The following is a 17612-nucleotide window of genomic DNA, read 5'->3' on the forward strand; positions in this document are numbered from 1 at the left end:
TCCACAAGGGATTGCGAGGAAGAAGTCATGCATACCGAACCGCACGCCGGCGATGTGAAACATCACAAGCCGAAACACCTGGCGGAAAAGTTCGAGGGGATGGTCGGCGTCATCATGGTAGCCGCCATTGTCCTCCTCGCCGTCGGGTTCATCTACGGGATCGTCACCACCGGCAGCGCCGACCCCAAGTGGATGCAGTAGCCGTCCCGGGCTGACCTAGAGATCGCGCGCCAGCACCAGGTCGTCATAGGTGTTGGCGCCCACCTGAAACTTCCGCACGCCCGCCTGGGTGAAACCCTGGCGGGCGTAGAAGCCGATTGCGCTGGCGTTCTCGCCGTAGACGCCCAGCCAGAGCCGTCTTGCGCCCCGCGCCCGCGCCGCCTCGCAGACGGCGCCCATCAGGCGCGCGCCCACGCCGCCGCCCTGGAACTTCGACAGCAGATAGATGCGCTTGAGCTCCAGATCGCCCGGCGCGGTCGCCACCGGCAGGTCGGGCGGGCTCAGCATCGCATAGCCGACCAGTCCCCCCAGGTCGTCGATTTCGGCGCCCCAGAAATCGTAGCCGGGCTGGCCCAGCCAGCCGGCGTACCGCGCCTCGCCGTGCTCGTGACGGCAGTGGTACACGATGTCGGCAGCGGGCAGCACCGAGGCGTAGGTCTCGAGGAACGTGGCCTGCCCCACCAGGGCCAAGGCCGCGGCGTCCCCAGGTTCCAGCGGCCGAATATTCAAGATCATGTCCAGCCCTTCCCTCGCGGCGCCCTGTTCCACGTCCCAAGCGTGAGCTACCACTCCAACTAACCAGCGATAAGGGGAGGAACGTCATGGGCGATCGGGTACAGGGCAAGGTGGCCCTGGTCACCGGCGGGGCCAGCGGCATCGGCCGCGGCTGCGCAGAGAAGCTGGCGTCGGAAGGCGCCTTCGTCGTCGTCACCGACATTCAGGACGCCCTGGGCGCCGAGGTCGTCGCCGGCATCAAGAAGGCCGGCGGCAAGGCCGAGTACGTCCATCACGACGTCACCCAGGAAGATGTCTGGGCCGACGTCGTCGCGGGCATCCGGGAGCGCCACGGGCGCCTCGACTTCCTGGTGAACAACGCCGGCATCGGCATCGGCGGCTCCATCCTGGAGATGAAGCTCGAGGATTGGCGCCGCCAGACGGCCATCAACCTCGACGGCGTCTTCCTGGGCACCAAGCACTCGATCCCGCTGATGCGCGAGAGCGGCGATGGCGGCTCGATCGTCAACATCTCGTCGGTCGCGGGCCTGAAGGGCTCGGCCAACCTGGCCGGCTACTGCGCCACCAAGGGCGGCGTGCGCCTCTTCACCAAGGCGGTCGCCATGGAATGCGCCAACGCCAAGGACGGCATTCGCGTGAACTCGGTGCACCCGGGCCTGATCGAGACGCCGATCTGGCTGACCGTCGGCCAGGCCGTGAACCCGCTCGCCAACGCCCCGCCCGACCTGGACGCCATGTCGACCCTGGCCGTGCCGCTGGGCGTCAAGGGCTGGCCCGAGGACATCGCCAACGGCGTGCTGTGGCTGTGCTCGTCCGAGAGCCGCTATGTCACCGGCCAGGAACTGGTGATCGACGGCGGCCTCACCATCCGCTGAGATCGGTTGGCCGGAACGGACTCATCGCGGACGGATCCGCCCCGAGCGTCGGCCGGATCCGTATCGCAGCCATAGCTCATGAGCTGTAGGACGAGCTGGGCATGCGCATGCCGTCAAGTCGACGGGTGTCCGTCTGTCGTCTACAGGCGTGAGCATGACGTCCCTCCCGACCCTCCACGTGATCTTCGGCCCGTCCGGCGCCGGAAAGACCGTCTACGCCCACAGCTTCGCGCGCCGGGAAAAGGCGGTGGCCTTCGTGCTGGACGAATGGATGGCCCAGCTCTTCGCGCCCGACATGCCCCAGCCCATCGAGTACGAATGGATGATCGAGCGGGTTCAGCGCTGCGAGGCGCAGATCTGGTCCGTCGCCGCCGGCGTGCTGGCGACAGGAACGCCGGTGATCTTCGACATCGGCCTGATGCGTAAGGCCGACCGGGCGCGGGTGCGGGAGATCGCCGAGGGGGCGGGGCTACCGCTGACGTTCCACTATGTGACAGCGCCGGCAGAGGTGCGACGCGCCCGTGTGGCCGAGCGCAACGTCGTGCGCGGCGAGAACTTCGCAATCGAGGTCCCACCCGAGCATTTTGACTTCATCGAGGGTGTGTTCGAGGCGCCTGATCCATGGGAACTCGAAGGCGCGATCATCAGCGAAAGCAACTGACAGGCGGACGGGGCATGATGCGGGTTGCGGCGTTTCTGATGGGGATCACGATGGCGACAGCGGCCAACGCGGCGGAGCGGTTCCCCGAGCTCAGGCCCGAGCAGATGACGCCGGCGCAGAAGCAGGTGGCCGACGCGATCGTCTCGGGCCCCCGCGGTTCGATCCGCGGTCCCTTCAACGCCTGGCTGCGCAGCCCAGAGCTGGCCGACCGGCTGCAGAAGGTGGGCGAGCACATCCGCTACAAGTCCAGCCTGCCGCCGCGCCTGAACGAGTTCGCGATCCTGATCACCGCACGGCACTGGAACGCCAAGTTCGAATGGTACGCCCACTACCCTCTGGCGATGCAGGGCGGCCTGAGGCCCGAGGTCGCGGCCGATCTGGCCAAGGGGCTTCGGCCCCGCGGCATGGCCGAGGACGAGGCCGCGATCTACGACTTCTGCATCGAGCTGCGCCGCGACCGGAAGGTCAGCGACGCGACCTACGCCCGCGTCCAGAAGCTGTTTGGCGACCAGGGCGTCGTCGACCTGATCGGGGTCAACGGCTATTACGATCTGGTCTCGATGACCCTCAACGTCGCCGAGGTCGCGACGCCTTCGGACGGCGCGTTACCCCTGCCCGACCTGGACTAGGCGACCGGCGGAAACAGGTGTGCCGGCCAGGTGGCGTCGGCGGCGCGGTGGTAGGCCTCGCGGCGGGTGAGTCGGCCGTTGTAGTCGCTGAGCACCGGATCGTCGGGCAGCACCTTACGGTAGATCAGCTGCGAGATCGTGCCGCCCAGCACCACGTCGGCCGCGCTGAACCGCTCGCCCAGCAGCCAATTCCGGCCCTTCAGCGCCATGCTCAGCACGCCTACCATGTCGTCGAAGGTCCCGAACCCCGGCCCGAACCCTGGCAGGTCGATCGACTGTTCGTGCAGGTAGGCCACCGGATCGACCACGGCGGTCGAATAGACCATCCACTTCAGGTAGGCGCCGCGGTCCGGATCGTCGATCTTCGGCGCCAGGGTCCCGTAGCTGTAGCGGTCGGCCAGGTAGATCGCGATCGCCGGATTCTCGCTGACCACGACATCGCCATCGGTCAGGGTCGGCACCTTTCCGGCGGGATTGAGCTTGAGGTACTCTGGGTCCTTCTGCTCGCCCTTGCGGATGTCCACGATCCGCACGTCGAAGGCGGCGCCGATCTCCTCCAGCATCCAATAGGCGGTGAACGCCCGACTGGCCGGCGAGTGGTAAAGGGTGATCCCGCGCCTCGCGGCCATAGCATTCTCCTCGTCGCGTACTTAGCTAAGGCGCGCAGGTCGCGCGGCCAAGCGCCGCCTCGGTCCTTCGGGCCGAAGACCTACCTACCCGGTCTTGCTTTTTGCGGCGCACAATCCTAGCATCTCTGCCCCCGGGACGCGTGCGCCCGCGGCCGGGTTGGGGATCCACCAAGGCGAACTTCGAGTCACGATGGAAAAAGTTCCGATGACCGCCGAGGGCTACAAGGCCCTCGACGAAGAACTGAAGCGTTTGAAGACGGTCGAGCGGCCCGCCGTGATCGGCGCGATCGCCGAGGCGCGAGCTCACGGCGACCTGTCGGAGAACGCCGAGTACCATGCTGCGAAGGAGCGGCAGGGCTGGATCGAGGGTCAGATCGCCGACATCGAGGATCGCATGGCGCGCGCCCAGGTGATCGACGTCTCGAAGCTGTCGGGAAGCCAGATCAAGTTCGGCGCGACCGTCTCGGTCGTGGACGAGGACACCGAGGAAGAAGCTCGCTACCAGATCGTGGGCGAGCACGAGGCCGACGTGAAGCGTGGCCGCGTCTCGATCACCTCGCCGATCGCGCGTGCGATCATCGGCAAGGAGAAGGGCGACGTCGTGGAGGTGATCACCCCCAGCGGCGGCAAGTCCTACGAGATCACCAAGGTGGAGTGGGTCTGATCCACGCCTGATGGCCACCGGCGGGCGTCCCCTACGGATCTGGGCCGTTTCCGACGGCCGCGCCGGCATCGAGGCCCAGGCCCTGGGCCTCGCGGAAGCCGTCGCTCGCCTGCGACCGGCCCACATCGCCACGCGCCGGATCGGCTGGCGGGCCGGGCTCGGCCGGCTGCCTTGGAGGCTGATCCCGCCCGCAGCCCGCGCCGGCGACCCGATCGAGCCGCCGTGGCCCGACATCTGGATCGGCGCCGGACGGGCCACTCTCCCGCTCTCGACGCGAATGCTCGAATGGGCCGAGGGCAAGACCTTTGTCGTGCAGACCCAGGACCCGAAGGCGCCGCTCGAACGCTTCGACCTGGTCGTCCCGCCCGAGCACGACGGCCTCATCGGCCCCAACGTCTTCCCCATCCTGGGCGCGCCGAACCGTATCAGCCCCGAGAAGCTGGCCATCGAGCGGGCGCGCTTCGCCGAGCGTATCGACCCTCTTCCGCGACCGCGCGTGGCCGTGATCGTCGGGGGCCGGTCCAAGGCCCATGACCTGCCGCGTCAGGCCGCCCTCGCGATAGCGGGTCGGATCGCAGCCGGCGTCGAGGCCGCCGGCGGCTCGATCCTGCTGAGCTTCACCCGCCGCACGCCACAGGCCGCCCGCGAGGCCATGACCGCCGCGCTCGCCCACCTGCCGGGCATCATCTGGGACGAGACAGGCGAGAACCCCTACTTCGCCTTCCTGGCCGCCGCCGATGCGATCCTGGTGACCGAGGACTCGACCAATCTGGCCACGGATGCGGCCGCGACCGGCGTCCCGCTGTTTACCATTTCGATCCCCGGCCACAGCGCCAAGCTGAGTCGTTTCCAGGAGGCCCTGCGCGCCCGTGGAATCGCCCGGCCCTATGTCGGCGACCTGACGGGCGAAGCCTATGAACCGCTTGCGGAAACCGACCGCGCAGCCCGCGAACTGTTGCGCCGATACGACGGATCGCCCTGATCGGGGCAATAAAGACAACCGTGAGCAATGGTTTCTTGCCCGGTTCGCCTGTCGCGGTAACCTTAGCTAAGGAATTATGAGTAGCCTCCCGACAAGGGACGCAACCGAATCGTTTTGGGGGCCGCACAGTGGCGACTTACTTTTTCAACGACATCACGGCGGAACAGGCGCTGGCGTACAACGCCGGCACCGACCAACTGATCTTCCAGGGCGATCTTTCGGCCTCCCAGGTCTCGGTCAGCTTCGTGCCGTTCACGATCAACACGCCGGACTACATCATCATTTCCACGCCCACGCGGTCGGTGACGTTCTCCGACCCGGGTCCCCGGAACGAAACCGACTTCCTGCTCCCCGACGGTTCGCTGCTGCGCATCGGCACCACGGGCAACGACGCCTTCACCGGCGGCGGCCTGCGTGACGGCCTTTACGGCGGCACGGGTTCCGACACCCTGGACGGCGCGGGCGGCAACGACCTGCTGCAGGGCAACCAGGGCGATGACAGCCTGGTCGGCGGCTCGGGCGACGACGTGATCTACGGCGGTCGCGACAACGACACCATCTCGACGGGCACGGGCGGCACGGCCACCGTGTTCCAGTTCGCCCAGGGCAACCTCGGCGACGACGTCATCACCGGCGGCACGGGCCGCGAGCTGCTGCTGGGCGGCCAGGGCAATGACAGCATCGACGGCACGGCCGGCGGCGGCGACTTCCTGCTCGGCAACCTGGGCGACGACAGCCTGACGGCCGGCTCATCGGCCGACACCGTGGGCGGCGAAGGCGGCAACGACACCATCACGGGCGGCGGCGGCGCCGACTCCCTGGCTGGCGGCGACGGCAACGACGTCATCACCGGCGGCACGGCCAGCGACACCATCGACTCCGGCGAAGGCGACGACGTCGTTACGGCCAGCACGGGCGCGAACATCATCGTGACTGCGGGCGGCAATGACGTCATTACGGCCGGCACCGGCGCCGACTACGTCGACAGCGGCTCGGGCAACGACAGCATCGGGGCCAGCGACGGCGCCAACACCATCATCGCGGGCGTGGGCGACGACAGCATCACCTCGGGCATCGACGCCGACAACATCACCTCCAGCGACGGCCACGACACCATCGCGGCCAGCGATGGCGACAACGTCATCAGCGCTGGCATCGGCAACGACCTCGTCAGCTCGGGTTCGGGCAACGACAACATCACGCTCAGCGACGGCGACGACACGCTGACCAGCGGCGCGGGCGAAGACACCGTCGACGGCGGCACGGGCAACAACAACATCACCCTGGCCGGCGGCGGCACGGTCAGCACCTCCACCGGGGCCGACACGATCTCGACCGTAACGGCTGCGATCATCAGCTCCGGCGGCGGGGCCGACATCGTGACCTCGGGCGCCGGGGCCGACAATGTCAGCCTGGGCGACGGCGCGGACACCCTCACCGATACCGGCGGCGCGAACACCGTCCTCGGCGGCGCGGGCGACGACAGCATCACCACCGGCGCGGGCTCCGACATCATCGACGGCGGCGAGGGCATCAACACGATCGTGGCGGCTGGCGGCAACAACAGCATCACCAGCGGGTCGGGCAACGACAACATCAGCGCCACCGCCGGCAACGACACCGTCAACTCGGGCGCGGGCGACGATACGATCAGCACGGGCGCCGGCCTGGACATCATCAGTTCGGGCGCCGGCAACGACCGGATCACCTACACCAACCGCGGCTCGATCCTGGCCAGCGACGGCGACGACACCGTGGACGGCAGCGCCAGCACCGTCGACAGCATCATCGACGGCAACAACGGCATCGACTCGATCAGCAGCGGAACGGGCGCGGACACCATCACCGGCGGCGCCGGCAACGACACGATCACCGATGCCGGGGGCGCCAACAACATCTCGGGCGGCGAAGGCAACAACGTCATCACCGCGGGCGGCGGCGCCGACACCCTGTCCACCGGATCGGGCAACGACACCATCACCGGCGGAGCCGGCGGCAATCTCATCGACGCGGGCAGCGGCAACGACTCGATCACCGGCGGCGCCAATGCCGACAACATCACCGGCGGCCTCGGGGACGACACGATCACCGACGCGGGCGGCGCCAACACCATCGTCGCCGGCGAAGGCGCCAACAACATCACCGGCGGCGCCGATGACGACGTGATCAGCGCGGGATCCGGCAACGATACGATCGACGGCGGCAACGGCGCCAACTCGATCAACGCCGGCGAAGGCAGCAACCAGATCACGGGCGGCACGGGCGCCGACACGATCGTGTCGGGCGCCGGCGGCGACGTAATCACCACCCTCGGCGGCGCCAATTCGGTAAGCGCGGGCGGCGGCAACGACACCGTGACGGGTGGCGGCGGAACCGACAGCATCACCGGCGGCTTGGGCGTGGACAGCCTGATCGGGGCCGCTGGCGCCGACACGTTCTTCTTCAGCGCGGGCGACACCGGCCTGAGCCTGGGAACGGCCGACAGCATCGGCAGCTTCGACTCGTCGGATCGTTTCGAATTCGGGCTCGCGGCCGGAAGCGGGACCAACTACGCAGCTGAGGCGACCGTCGCGGACTACGCGACTGCGCTCGCGGCCGCAAACACCGCGATGGACGGCACGGTCATCTACGCCGTCTACGACATCGGCGCCGACCTCGCCGTCTTCGTGGACACCAACGGCGATGGCACTGCAGATCAGTCGATCATCATCGTCGGCGGCGATCTTGCGGACATCAGCGCGGCCAACTTCATCTAGCTAGGCCGACAAAATCGTACAGCGAGGGCCGCCCTTCGGGGCGGCCCTTTGCGTTTGGGGCCGCATCGGGTCATGTGAGGCGGATGATCCTCGCCATCCTTCAGGCCCGCATGAGTTCCTCGCGCCTGCCCGGCAAGGTGCTCAAGCCGCTGTGCGGCCGCCCGATGGTGCTGCGCCAGATCGAACGGCTGTCGCGCTGCCGCCGGCTGGACCGGCTGGTGGTCGCCACCAGCACTGAGACCTCTGACGACCCCCTCGCTGCGGCGATGACCGCGGAGGGCGTGGCGGTTCACCGCGGCCCGCTGGACAACGTCCTGGCCCGCTTTGTCGGCGCGCTCGACGCCCATCCCGCCGACCACGTCGTGCGCCTAACCGCCGACTGCCCGCTGACCGATCCCGTTGGCGTCGACGACACCATCGCGCTGCACCTGGAAAGCGGTGCCGACTACACGTCGAACACCCCCGACACCTTCGCCTTTCCCAAGGGCCTGGACGTCGAGGTCGTCACCGCGCCAGCCCTGCGCCGCGCCGCCGCCGAGGCGACAACGGCCGAGGAACGCGAGCACGTCACCTGGGGCCTCTACAACGGCGACCACGGCTACAAGACCGCCTGGCTGAAGAGCGCGCACGCCGACGACGGCGACATCCGCTGGACCGTCGATACGCCCGACGATTATGCCTTCGCCGTCGCGGTCTACGAGGCGCTCTACCCCGGCAATCCGGCCTTCACCTCGGCGGACATCCGCGCGCTATTGGCCGCGCGCCCCGATCTTGCCCAGTTCGGAGGCCATCGGCGGCTATGACCGGCCCACGCATCCTCTTCGTCGTCGACGCCGGCCCCGCCGTGGGCGGCGGCCACGTCATGCGCTCACTGACCCTGGCGAAGGCGCTGGAGGCCCAGGGCGCGACCTACGCCTTCGTGGGTCCGCCCGCGGTCAGCGACCTGCTCGACACCTACGCGCCCGACGCCGCCCGCATCTCCGCCGAGGACCTGGCGGCCGCTGCGGTCCGCGAGTCGTTCGATGCGGTGGCCTTCGACCACTACGGGCTGGCCGAGCCCGACCATCGCACGATGGCCCAGGGGCGCCCGACCCTGGTGGTCGACGACCTGGCCGACCGCCCGCTGGGCGCCGACATCGTCGTGGACGCCGGACCCGAGCGGAAGGCCGCCGACTACCAGGGCCTCGTGCCCGAGACCTGCCGCCTGCTGCTGGGCCCGAGTTTCGCCGCCGTGCGCCCGGAATTCGCCGCCCTGCGGGGCCCTGCCCTGGCTTGGCGCGGCGAGCCGGTGCAACGGATCCTGATCAGCATGGGCCTGACCGACGTTGGCGGGATCACCAGCCGTATCGTCGAGATTGTCCGGCGGCGCTCGGGCGAAGCCGGCCTCGACATCGTGCTCGGCGCGGCCGCCCCCAGCCTGCCGGGCCTGACCAAGATCGCGCGGCGCGACCCCCGCCTGATGCTGCACGTCGACACCCCGCACATGGCCCGCCTCACGGCCGAGGCGGACATCGGCGTCGGCGCGCCGGGGTCGACGACCTGGGAGCGCTGCATCCTGGGCCTGCCCTCGGTGCTGGTCGTCCTGGCCGAGAACCAGCGCCCGGCCGCCCGCGCCATGGCCGACCGCGAGGCGGCCCTGGTGGTCGACGTGGGCGATCCCGAGTTCGACAAGAGCTTCGACCGGGCGCTGTGGAACCTGTTGCGCGACGCGGATCTGCGCCGCGACCTGGCCCGCAAGAGTTCCGAGATCTGCGACGGCCTGGGCGCCGGCCGCACCGCCGAGACATTCCTGAAGCTGATCGCGGCGCGCGCCGGCTGAGCGCCGCGTCCCGCCTCACCCTGAGGGTGCGACTTTCTCGTATCCTTAACCGAGTGTTTTCTTCCGCGGTCCAAGCATGGCCGCATGCGATCCCTGCGCGAGATTCGTGGCCTGAAGTACCCCGACGAATTCGTCGTGCGGCACTTCTTCAAGCGTGGCCTCGGCGAACGGACCGGCCGCGTGCTCGAATTGGGCTCCGGGACCGGCAACAACCTGTCGCTCTACCAGACCTGGGACTGGACCTGCGTGGGCGTCGACTACGACGCCGGCGCGCTGGCCGATGCGCGGCATAACCTGGGCGAGGGTCCCGAGTTCATCCAGGCCGATCTGTCCAAGGGCCTACCCCCGCTGACCGGCCCCTTCGACGCCCTGATCATCCCGAACCTGCTCTGCTACCTGACGCTCAACCAGGCCAAGGCGGTGCTTGGCGGATTGAAGCCGCTCCTGGCGGCCGGCGCCGAGGTGTTCGTCCGCACCCGCCTGGTCGACGACTACCGCTACGGACGCGGCGTCGAGGAGGAGCCCGACGGCTTCCGCCTGGCCACGCCCGAGACCGGCGAAGCCGGCCTCTTCAACCGCTTCTACACCCAGCACGGCCTGGTCGACCTTCTGGTCGAGACCCTGGGCTTGACCGATCGCAATGAACTGGCCGTCCGGTTCGACAACCTTCAGGCGGGTCGGCGTGTGCCCGGCAACAGCGACCTGGTGGTCTGGGGGAGGGTACCGTGAGTCGGGTGAAGATCGTCGGCGGCGGCCTGACCGGCATCCTGGCCGCCTTCCAGGCGCACGCCATGGGCGCTGTCGACATCGAACTGCACGAGCGGTTCGACAACCTGGGCGGCGTGGCTCTGCCCGACGTCCGCAACGGCCTGGAGATGCGCGAGGGTTGCATCTACTTCGGTCCCGGCACGGACCCGATCCGAGCGCTGCTCGAAACCCACGGCCTGGAGTTCCAGGACTTCGACAATCGGTTCGGCTCACTCTCGCCCGGCGACGTCTACATCGAGGACTTCGGCGGCCCCGGGTTCGCCTGCGCCGACATTGCGCTGACCGCCCCCGTCGGTCCCAGCCTGGCCGACCGCCTGGACTGCTATCCGGCGGCGATGCGCGATCCGCTGGTCCGCTATGCGCACTGGCACCTCGGCTGCGACCTCTCGACGGTGCATGAAAGCGCCGCGACCCCGCTCGCGATCAACCGCAGCTATCCGGTCGGCGCCGACCTCGAGACCCTGGCCGAGGCGAAGAGGACCAACCCGCTGGCCAATGAGCTGCTGGCGATCCCGCGCCATCTCTGGGGGCATACGAACAACCTGCAAGCCAGCCTGCCGGTCGGCGGGTTCCCTACCCTGCTCCGTGGCTGCCGCAGGGCGCTGGAGGCGATCGGCGTGACCATCCACGAGCGTGACCTGGTCTCGCCGCGTCAGGCGCTCGCCGAACATGCCGGCGAAGTCCTGGTCTGGGCCGCCAATCCGACGCCCCTGTTCAAGGCCGCCGGCGTCCCCGTGCCCCGGCTGCTGCCCAAGAGCTTCGCCACCTACACCTTCGAGGCCCGCTGGACCGGCGCCCTGCCCTTCTACGTCCAGAACTTCACGGCAGAGGGCAGCTGCTTCCGCGTCTACGTCTACGAGAGCGGCGGCAAGACCCTGTTGACCGCCGAGTGCGTGGCCGAGGACGGCGGCGACGAGCTGAGCTGGGACATCCATCGCCTGCTGAAGGGCTTTGAGGGCGACCTCACCCTGGGCGACCTGCTGGCCGCGTCGATCAAGCCGCGCTGGATCTACCATACGGTCGACGCCATCGAGCGCCTCACCCAACTGCGCGCGACGCTGGCCGAGCGCGTGGGCCCAGCCTTCGTGGCGGGGGCCTGGGAGCCCTATGCCAAGGGTGAGAAGTTCGTCGAGATGGACGCGGCGCTGTCGGCCGCGCTGGGCGTGTCGAAGGCCAAGGCCGCCGCCTGATGGCCCCGCCCGCCGCAGGCAGAACCGCGGCCATCATGCAGCCGACGTACCTGCCCTACCTCGGCTACTTCCACCTGATCGCCGCCTCCGATGTCTTCGTGTTCCTGGACGACGTCCAGTTCGCCCGCCGCTCGTGGCAGCAGCGCAACCGCATCTGGGGCGCCGCCGGGGAGGTGATGCTGAGCGTGCCCGTCCAGAAGACCGACCGCGACGCGAACATCAGCGAAATCCGCCTCTCCGACGCCGAGCCGTGGCGGGAAAAGCACCTGAACTCGATCCGCCACACCTATGCAAAGCGTCCATTCTTCGCCGAGGGCATGGCTTTCCTGGAAGAACAGTTCGCGCAACCCGCCGACGGCCTGGGCGACTTCAACTGCGGCCTCATCCAGGCGGCCGCCGGCCGGCTCGGCCTTGAGCGCGAGTTCGTACGGGCCAGCACCCTGGGCGCGCCCGGCCAGCGCTCGGACCACCTCCTCGCCATCTGCCGGTCGGTGGGCGCCACCGACTATCTCTCGCCGATGGGCAGCCACGACTACATGGAGGACGACGGCGTGTTCGCCGCCGCCGCCTTCCCCGTGCGCTTCCAGGGGTTCGTCGAGATCGCCTACCCCCAGGGCCGTGAGCCGTTTACGCCCTACATGGCCTTCATCGACGCGGTGATGAACCTGGGCTGGGCCGGCACAGCCGACCTGATCGGCCGGATGCAGGCGTCACGCGGCGCGTGATCGGTTCGCCTGGGTCCCGCTGTAGACGAACGCGGCGTCGTCGAGATCGATGACCGGGAGTTCGTCCTTCTCGCGCCAGTAATCCTGACTGTGCTGCCATTCGGGCTTGTCGCCCCGCTTGGGGAGCAGATGCATGCCGCGCATCAGGTAGCCCGGGTTGAAGTTCTCGGGGTCGATCCACGACAGCAGGGGCATGTCCTTGTCCTGCGGGCGCAGCGCCACCTCGACCTTCCGGGCCCCCTTCTCGTCCATGTGGTGGAGCAGCCGGCAGACGAAGTCGGACACCAGGTCGGCCCGCAACGTCCAGCTGGCCCGGAAGTAGCCGAACACCCAGACCATGTTGGGCACGCCGGTGAACATCATCCCGCGATAGGTGACGGTGTCGCCGAAGTTGAGCGGCTTGCCGTCGATCACGAAGTCGATATCCCCCAGGGCGTTCAGGTTGAAGCCCGTGGCCGTGACGATGATGTCCGCTTCGAGCGTCTCGCCGGACTTCAGCAGGATGCCTTTCTCCGTGAAGCGCTCGATCTCGTCGGTGACCACCGAGGCCTTGCCGTCGGCGACCGCGCGGAACAGGTCGCCGTCGGGAACGAACGCGATCCGCTGGCGCCATGGCCGGTAGCTGGGCGTGAAGTGCTTGGCGGTGACTTCAGGGCCGACCAGCGAGGAAACGCCCGCCAGCAGCTCCGCCTTCACGGCCTCAGGCTCCTCGAAGGCGCGGCGGGTGAACAGGTCGCCATTGTACAGCTGCTGGCGCCGGACGATCTCGTGGATCCAGGTCTCGTCCACCTTCAGCAGGCGCAGCTGGTCGGCGATGTCGATCGCGTTGCGGCCGGGGATGAAATAGGTGGGCGAGCGCTGCAGCAGGGTCACGTGCGCGCAGTCGTCGGCAATATTGGGCAGCAGCGTCGCCGCCGTCGCGCCCGAACCGATGATGACCACCTTCTTGTTCTTCAGATCCAGGTCGGACGGCCAGGTCTGCGGATGGATGATCTGGCCCTTGTAGTCGGCCATGCCGTCCCACTCGGGCGTGTAACCTTCGGACTGGCGATAGTAGCCCTGGCACATCCACAGGAAGCCTGCGGTGAAGCGCAGCTGTTCGCCGGTGTCGGTGCGCGTGGCCTCGATGGTCCAGAGGTTGTCGTCCGACGACCACTCGGCGCGGTCGATCCGGTGGCGGTAGCGGATGTGGCGCCCGAGGTCGTTCTCCTCGATCACCTCGCCCATGTAGTTCAGGATCTCTTCGGCGGTGGCGATCGGCGGGCCGACCCACGGCTTGAAGCGGTAGCCGAAGGTGTAGAGGTCGCTGTCCGAGCGGATGCCGGGATACTTGTGGGTGAGCCAGGTGCCCCCGAAGCTCTCCAGCGTCTCCAGCACCACGAAGGACTTGTCCGGGCATTGCCGGGTCAGGTGATAGGCGCCGCCGACGCCCGAGATTCCCGCGCCCACGATCAGGACGTCGAAGTGCTCGGCCGCAGCCGCTTGTGACGCGCTCATTCCAGCAACCCTCCCAGTCTGTGTTTCGCGGCAGATTCTACGACCCGCCCACGCCGACCTTGATCTGAATCAAGATAAGTTATCAACGATAACTCACTTTAGCGTCGGCGTGGAGTCTTCCGTCCCGTGGTGAGCTTGTGGCCCACCTCGCGGCGCACTCTGGGACGAAAGCAGTCGGCATGGGTGTCCCAGAAGGCGTCCACCACGGCGCGGTCCTTCTGCGCGAGCCAGCGCAAGGCCCACGACACGGCCTTCTCCACCATGTCGTCGCGGTCCTCGGCCAGCCGCAGGCACAGGGCGAAGGTGCGTTCGGGATCGGGCCGCACGGCGTTGCGGCCCACCGTCGCCACTAGGGCCGCGCGCCGCAGCCAGCGGTTCTCCGAGCGGGACCAGGCGTCGAACAACGCGTCCGGCAGCTGTCCCTTGGCCCAGAGAGCTCCAGTGAGGACCGTCCCCAGACCGTCCACCGCGTACCAGGATGCGGTGCGGGCGGCGAAACCCTCGATCTCGTCCGCGCCGATCGCCGCGAACGCGCCGGGGTGATGTCGGATCAGCTCGTAGGCGACCCATTTCTGCTCTTGGGCAAGCAAGCCCTCGGCATGCCGCGCGGCCCGAAGAACCTCTGCGGCCGGCCAGTCTCTAAGAGCGCGGGAAATCCCGCGCCGTCTCGCCCGCAGGATCGGAGTCGTGAGCCGCGCTTTCGGATCGCCCGGCTGCGGCGCGACGATCTGTTCGGTTATGGCGGCGATCTTCGCGTTGTCGTCGAGGTCCATGACCTCAGGCTAGCATGTCCCAGGCCAGGGGCTCGCCTCGCGCCAGGTCGCGCTTGGCGGTGCGGCCCAGCACCTCTTCGAAGTGGGCGGGCGGCAGGCCGTTGCCGGGCCGGATCGAGCGGACGTTGGCGCGGGTCAGCGGCTGGCCGGCCTTCACGTCGGCGGTGACGTACAGCGAGCGGCGGAACAGGAGGCTGCCCCGCTCCGAGCCCAGCACGTCATAGTGCGCCTGACCCAGCGCCGCCCAGGCGGCCTTGGTGTCGTCGCACAGGGCCTTGAACTCGTTGGGTTCCAGGCTGAACGCCGCATCGGGCCCGCCGTCGGCGCGGGCCAGGGTGAAGTGCTTCTCGATGACGCTGGCGCCCATCGCCACCGCGGCCACCGAGGCCGCCGTGCCCGGCGTGTGGTCGGACAGTCCGATCGGGCAGTCGAACCGCTGCGCCATGTCCGTGACGGTCCGCACATTGGCGTCGGCGAAGGTGGCCGGATAGCTCGACACGCAATGCAACATCACCACGCCCGGCGCGCCGGCGGCCAGCGCGGTGTCGCGGGCGGTCTGGATCTCCGCCAGATTGGCCATGCCGGTCGAGATGATCAGCGGCTTGCCCTTGGACGCCGCGTAGCGGATCAGCGGCAGGTCCACCGCTTCGAACGACGCGATCTTATAGGCGGGCGCGCCCAGGTCGGCGAGCAGGTCCACCGCGGTCTCGTCGAAGGGGCTGGAGAAGATCGTGACGCCCCGCTTCCTGGCCCGCTCGAAGATCGCCGCATGCCATTCGAACGGCGTGTGGGCTTCCTCATACAGCTCGTAGAGGCTGCGGCCGTCCCAAAGTCCGCCGTGAATTTTGAACTCCGGCCGGTCGACGTCCATCGTGATGGTGTCGGCGGTGTAGGTCTGGATTTTGATGGCGTCGCAACCGGTGTCGGCGGCGGCGTCCACCATCACCAGCGCCCGGTCCAGGCTGCCGTTGTGGTTGCCCGAGAGCTCGCAGATCACGTACGGCTCGTGGGCGGCGCCGATCTTCCGGCCGGCGATCTCGATCTCTGGGGTCTTGGCCATGGCTCCGTGCTTACCCCGACGCCGCTGAAGACCTCGTTAACCAAGTCGGGAGTGGTCATCCGGTCCGGCGAGTTTCGGCCGCGAGCGGCTGCGGATGGCGGCGCCGGCGACGATGCCGATCACCAGGCCGGCGGCGGCAATCCAGGCCAGCAGCTTGAGCCCCATCCACAGCGCCCAACCGGCGCCCAGCGCCAGGGCGATGAGGAAAATCACGCCGGCCGTCTTCAGCTTGCCCATGGTCACGCTCCCGCTCGACTGAACCATGAGCGGCTCGCGCGCCAGATCGTTCCCGCCGCGACACGCTGAGGCGTCGCGCAGGTCCGGAATCGACACTACATTGGGTCCATGTCCGAACCTCGCCCCGACCCTCGCAACGTCCGCTGCCTGATCGTGGGCTCCGGCCCCGCCGGCTACACTGCCGCCATCTACGCCGCCCGTGCGCTGCTGAAGCCGGTGCTGATCCAGGGCATCCAGCCCGGCGGCCAGCTCACCATCACCACCGACGTCGAGAACTATCCGGGCTTCGCCGACGTGATCCAGGGCCCCTGGCTGATGGAGCAGATGCAGGCCCAGGCCGAGCATGTGGGGACCGAGATCGTCAGCGACATCGTGCTGAAGGCCGATCTCAGCCAGCGCCCCTTCCGGCTGGAGACCGACAGCGGCCAGGTGTGGCTGGCCGAGACCCTGATCATCGCCACCGGCGCCCAGGCCAAGTGGCTGGGCCTCGAGACCGAGCAAAAGTTCCAGGGCTTCGGCGTTTCGGCCTGCGCCACCTGCGACGGCTTCTTCTATCGCGGCAAGCAGGTGATCGTGGTAGGCGGCGGGAACACCGCAGTGGAAGAGGCCCTGTTCCTCACCAACTTCGCGTCCAAGGTCACGGTCGTGCACCGCAAGGACGAGTTCCGCGCCGAGAAGATCCTGCAGGAGCGCCTGTTCAACCACCCGAAGATCGAGGTGGTCTGGGACAGCGTGATCGACGAGGTGCTGGGCGACACCGACCCGCTGGGCGTCACCGGCGCGCGCCTCAAGAACGTCAAGACCGGCGCGACCCAGACCCTGGCCGCGGACGGCGTCTTCATCGCCATCGGCCATGCCCCCGCCAGCCAGCTCTTCCAGGGCCAGCTGGAAATGGACGCCTCCGGCTATCTCAAGGTGAAGGCCGGAACGGCGTCCACGGCCATCGAGGGCGTCTACGCCGCCGGCGACGTCACCGACGACGTCTACCGCCAGGCCGTCACCGCCGCCGGCATGGGGTGCATGGCCGCGCTGGAGGCCGTGCGCTTCCTCGCCGAGGAAGATCACAGGAAGGCCCACCATCCGATCAGCCACCAAGAGGCTGAGAAGATCGGGGCCTGGTGAGGTTGATCCGCTACGCCCGGACCGCCGACCATTCCGCCATCGCAGAGGTGAATGCACTCGCGTTCGGCGGCTCCGACGAGGTCCGGCTGATCGAACGGCTGCGCGCCGACGGCGACGTGCTGTTCGAACTGGTGGCGGCGGAGGAGGATCAGGTCACCGGCCACATCCTGTTCAGCCGCCTGTTCGCCGATCGGGCCGAGATGTTCGCCGCCCTGGCGCCCATGGCCGTGCGCCCGGGTCTACAGCGCGCGGGAACGGGCTCGGCGCTGATCCGCGCCGGCCTGGACGCGGCCAGGGAGTTCGGCGCCCATGGCGTGCTGGTGCTGGGTCATCGCGACTACTACCCGCGCTTCGGCTTCCTGGCCGAGACCGCCGCCAACGTTTCGTCGCCCTACTCCGGCAGCCCTTCGTTCATGGCGCTCGCCCTGGAGAAAGGCGCCTTCGACGGGCCGCTGAGCGTGGCCTATCCCGACGCGTTCACGCCCTAGGC

The 17612-nt window shown here is 68.5% G+C and carries 20 protein-coding genes; 14 read left to right on the forward strand and 6 right to left on the reverse strand.

Features of this window, described 5'->3' with window-relative positions; translation table 11 throughout:
• Window positions 1-27 precede the first annotated feature (27 nt).
• Window positions 28-201, forward strand: a complete 174-nt coding sequence (locus tag EPN98_RS01530; RefSeq protein WP_293359285.1) for a hypothetical protein — start codon at window positions 28-30, stop codon at window positions 199-201.
• Between the two features lie 15 nt (window positions 202-216).
• Here EPN98_RS01530 and EPN98_RS01535 read toward each other — a convergent pair whose 3' ends face one another.
• Window positions 217-735: a GNAT family N-acetyltransferase gene (locus EPN98_RS01535; RefSeq protein WP_293359288.1), complete on the reverse strand. Its 519-nt coding sequence runs from the start codon at window positions 733-735 to the stop codon at window positions 217-219.
• 86 nt (window positions 736-821) lie between these two features.
• Here EPN98_RS01535 and EPN98_RS01540 point away from each other — a divergent pair, with 86 nt between their 5' ends.
• The 3 genes from EPN98_RS01540 to EPN98_RS01550 all read left to right on the forward strand — a co-directional run bounded on the left by EPN98_RS01540 (window position 822) and on the right by EPN98_RS01550 (window position 2900).
• A complete protein-coding gene (locus EPN98_RS01540) occupies window positions 822-1610 on the forward strand; it encodes a glucose 1-dehydrogenase (RefSeq protein ID WP_293359291.1) in 789 nt (262 codons plus the stop codon).
• A 154-nt stretch (window positions 1611-1764) separates the two neighbouring features.
• Window positions 1765-2271: an ATP-binding protein gene (locus EPN98_RS01545; protein ID WP_293359294.1), complete on the forward strand. Its 507-nt coding sequence runs from the start codon at window positions 1765-1767 to the stop codon at window positions 2269-2271.
• Between the two features lie 50 nt (window positions 2272-2321).
• Complete coding sequence (locus tag EPN98_RS01550) at window positions 2322-2900, forward strand: hypothetical protein (RefSeq protein WP_293359297.1); 579 nt, start codon at window positions 2322-2324, stop codon at window positions 2898-2900.
• On the opposite strand, the gene EPN98_RS01555 is transcribed toward EPN98_RS01550, so the two are convergent.
• A complete protein-coding gene (locus EPN98_RS01555) occupies window positions 2897-3529 on the reverse strand; it encodes a glutathione S-transferase family protein (RefSeq protein ID WP_293359300.1) in 633 nt (210 codons plus the stop codon). The two genes, EPN98_RS01550 and EPN98_RS01555, sit on opposite strands and share 4 nt — an antisense overlap.
• A gap of 190 nt (window positions 3530-3719) precedes the next feature.
• Here EPN98_RS01555 and greA point away from each other — a divergent pair, with 190 nt between their 5' ends.
• The 8 genes from greA (at window position 3720) to EPN98_RS01595 (ending at window position 12433) form a co-directional block, all read left to right on the forward strand.
• Window positions 3720-4193 (forward strand): transcription elongation factor GreA, encoded by a 474-nt coding sequence (greA, locus tag EPN98_RS01560; RefSeq protein ID WP_293359303.1) that lies wholly within the window; start codon window positions 3720-3722, stop codon window positions 4191-4193.
• A 10-nt stretch (window positions 4194-4203) separates the two neighbouring features.
• Window positions 4204-5175 (forward strand): mitochondrial fission ELM1 family protein, encoded by a 972-nt coding sequence (locus tag EPN98_RS01565; RefSeq protein WP_293359306.1) that lies wholly within the window; start codon window positions 4204-4206, stop codon window positions 5173-5175.
• Window positions 5176-5303: 128 nt separating this feature from the next.
• Window positions 5304-7931 (forward strand): calcium-binding protein, encoded by a 2628-nt coding sequence (locus EPN98_RS01570; RefSeq protein WP_293359308.1) that lies wholly within the window; start codon window positions 5304-5306, stop codon window positions 7929-7931.
• An 83-nt stretch (window positions 7932-8014) separates the two neighbouring features.
• On the forward strand, window positions 8015-8734 hold the full coding sequence (locus EPN98_RS01575; protein ID WP_293359310.1) for a glycosyltransferase family protein: 720 nt from the start codon (window positions 8015-8017) through the stop codon (window positions 8732-8734).
• Window positions 8731-9750, forward strand: a complete 1020-nt coding sequence (gene pseG, locus EPN98_RS01580) for a UDP-2,4-diacetamido-2,4,6-trideoxy-beta-L-altropyranose hydrolase (RefSeq protein ID WP_293359313.1) — start codon at window positions 8731-8733, stop codon at window positions 9748-9750. The genes EPN98_RS01575 and pseG overlap by 4 nt, the downstream gene beginning before the upstream one ends.
• Before the next feature lie 84 nt (window positions 9751-9834).
• Window positions 9835-10479: a class I SAM-dependent methyltransferase gene (locus EPN98_RS01585; RefSeq protein ID WP_293359316.1), complete on the forward strand. Its 645-nt coding sequence runs from the start codon at window positions 9835-9837 to the stop codon at window positions 10477-10479.
• Complete coding sequence (locus EPN98_RS01590; protein WP_293359319.1) at window positions 10476-11708, forward strand: flagellin modification protein FlmF; 1233 nt, start codon at window positions 10476-10478, stop codon at window positions 11706-11708. The genes EPN98_RS01585 and EPN98_RS01590 overlap by 4 nt, the downstream gene beginning before the upstream one ends.
• Before the next feature lie 35 nt (window positions 11709-11743).
• The gene (locus EPN98_RS01595; protein WP_293359322.1) at window positions 11744-12433 is read left to right on the forward strand and encodes a WbqC family protein; all 690 of its coding nucleotides are present in this window, start codon (window positions 11744-11746) and stop codon (window positions 12431-12433) included.
• On the opposite strand, the gene EPN98_RS01600 is transcribed toward EPN98_RS01595, so the two are convergent.
• The 4 genes from EPN98_RS01600 to EPN98_RS01615 form a co-directional block, all read right to left on the reverse strand.
• Window positions 12419-13930 carry an NAD(P)/FAD-dependent oxidoreductase gene (locus EPN98_RS01600; RefSeq protein ID WP_293359325.1) on the reverse strand — a complete coding sequence of 504 codons (1512 nt, stop codon included), beginning with the start codon at window positions 13928-13930 and terminating at the stop codon, window positions 12419-12421. The two genes, EPN98_RS01595 and EPN98_RS01600, sit on opposite strands and share 15 nt — an antisense overlap.
• 98 nt (window positions 13931-14028) lie before the next feature.
• Window positions 14029-14703 carry a DNA alkylation repair protein gene (locus tag EPN98_RS01605; RefSeq protein ID WP_293359328.1) on the reverse strand — a complete coding sequence of 225 codons (675 nt, stop codon included), beginning with the start codon at window positions 14701-14703 and terminating at the stop codon, window positions 14029-14031.
• A 4-nt stretch (window positions 14704-14707) separates the two neighbouring features.
• Window positions 14708-15763 carry a pseudaminic acid synthase gene (pseI, locus tag EPN98_RS01610; RefSeq protein ID WP_293359331.1) on the reverse strand — a complete coding sequence of 352 codons (1056 nt, stop codon included), beginning with the start codon at window positions 15761-15763 and terminating at the stop codon, window positions 14708-14710.
• A 36-nt stretch (window positions 15764-15799) separates the two neighbouring features.
• Window positions 15800-16000 carry a hypothetical protein gene (locus EPN98_RS01615; protein ID WP_293359333.1) on the reverse strand — a complete coding sequence of 67 codons (201 nt, stop codon included), beginning with the start codon at window positions 15998-16000 and terminating at the stop codon, window positions 15800-15802.
• Window positions 16001-16108: 108 nt separating this feature from the next.
• Here EPN98_RS01615 and trxB point away from each other — a divergent pair, with 108 nt between their 5' ends.
• Both trxB and EPN98_RS01625 read left to right on the forward strand, forming a co-directional pair.
• Complete coding sequence (trxB, locus tag EPN98_RS01620) at window positions 16109-17122, forward strand: thioredoxin-disulfide reductase (protein WP_293359336.1); 1014 nt, start codon at window positions 16109-16111, stop codon at window positions 17120-17122.
• Complete coding sequence (locus EPN98_RS01625; RefSeq protein ID WP_293359339.1) at window positions 17119-17610, forward strand: N-acetyltransferase; 492 nt, start codon at window positions 17119-17121, stop codon at window positions 17608-17610. Before trxB ends, EPN98_RS01625 begins: the two co-directional genes overlap by 4 nt.
• Window positions 17611-17612 lie beyond the last annotated feature (2 nt).

It is taken from the genome of Phenylobacterium sp. (assembly GCF_004299445.1).
Taxonomy (GTDB): Bacteria; Pseudomonadota; Alphaproteobacteria; order Caulobacterales; family Caulobacteraceae; genus Phenylobacterium.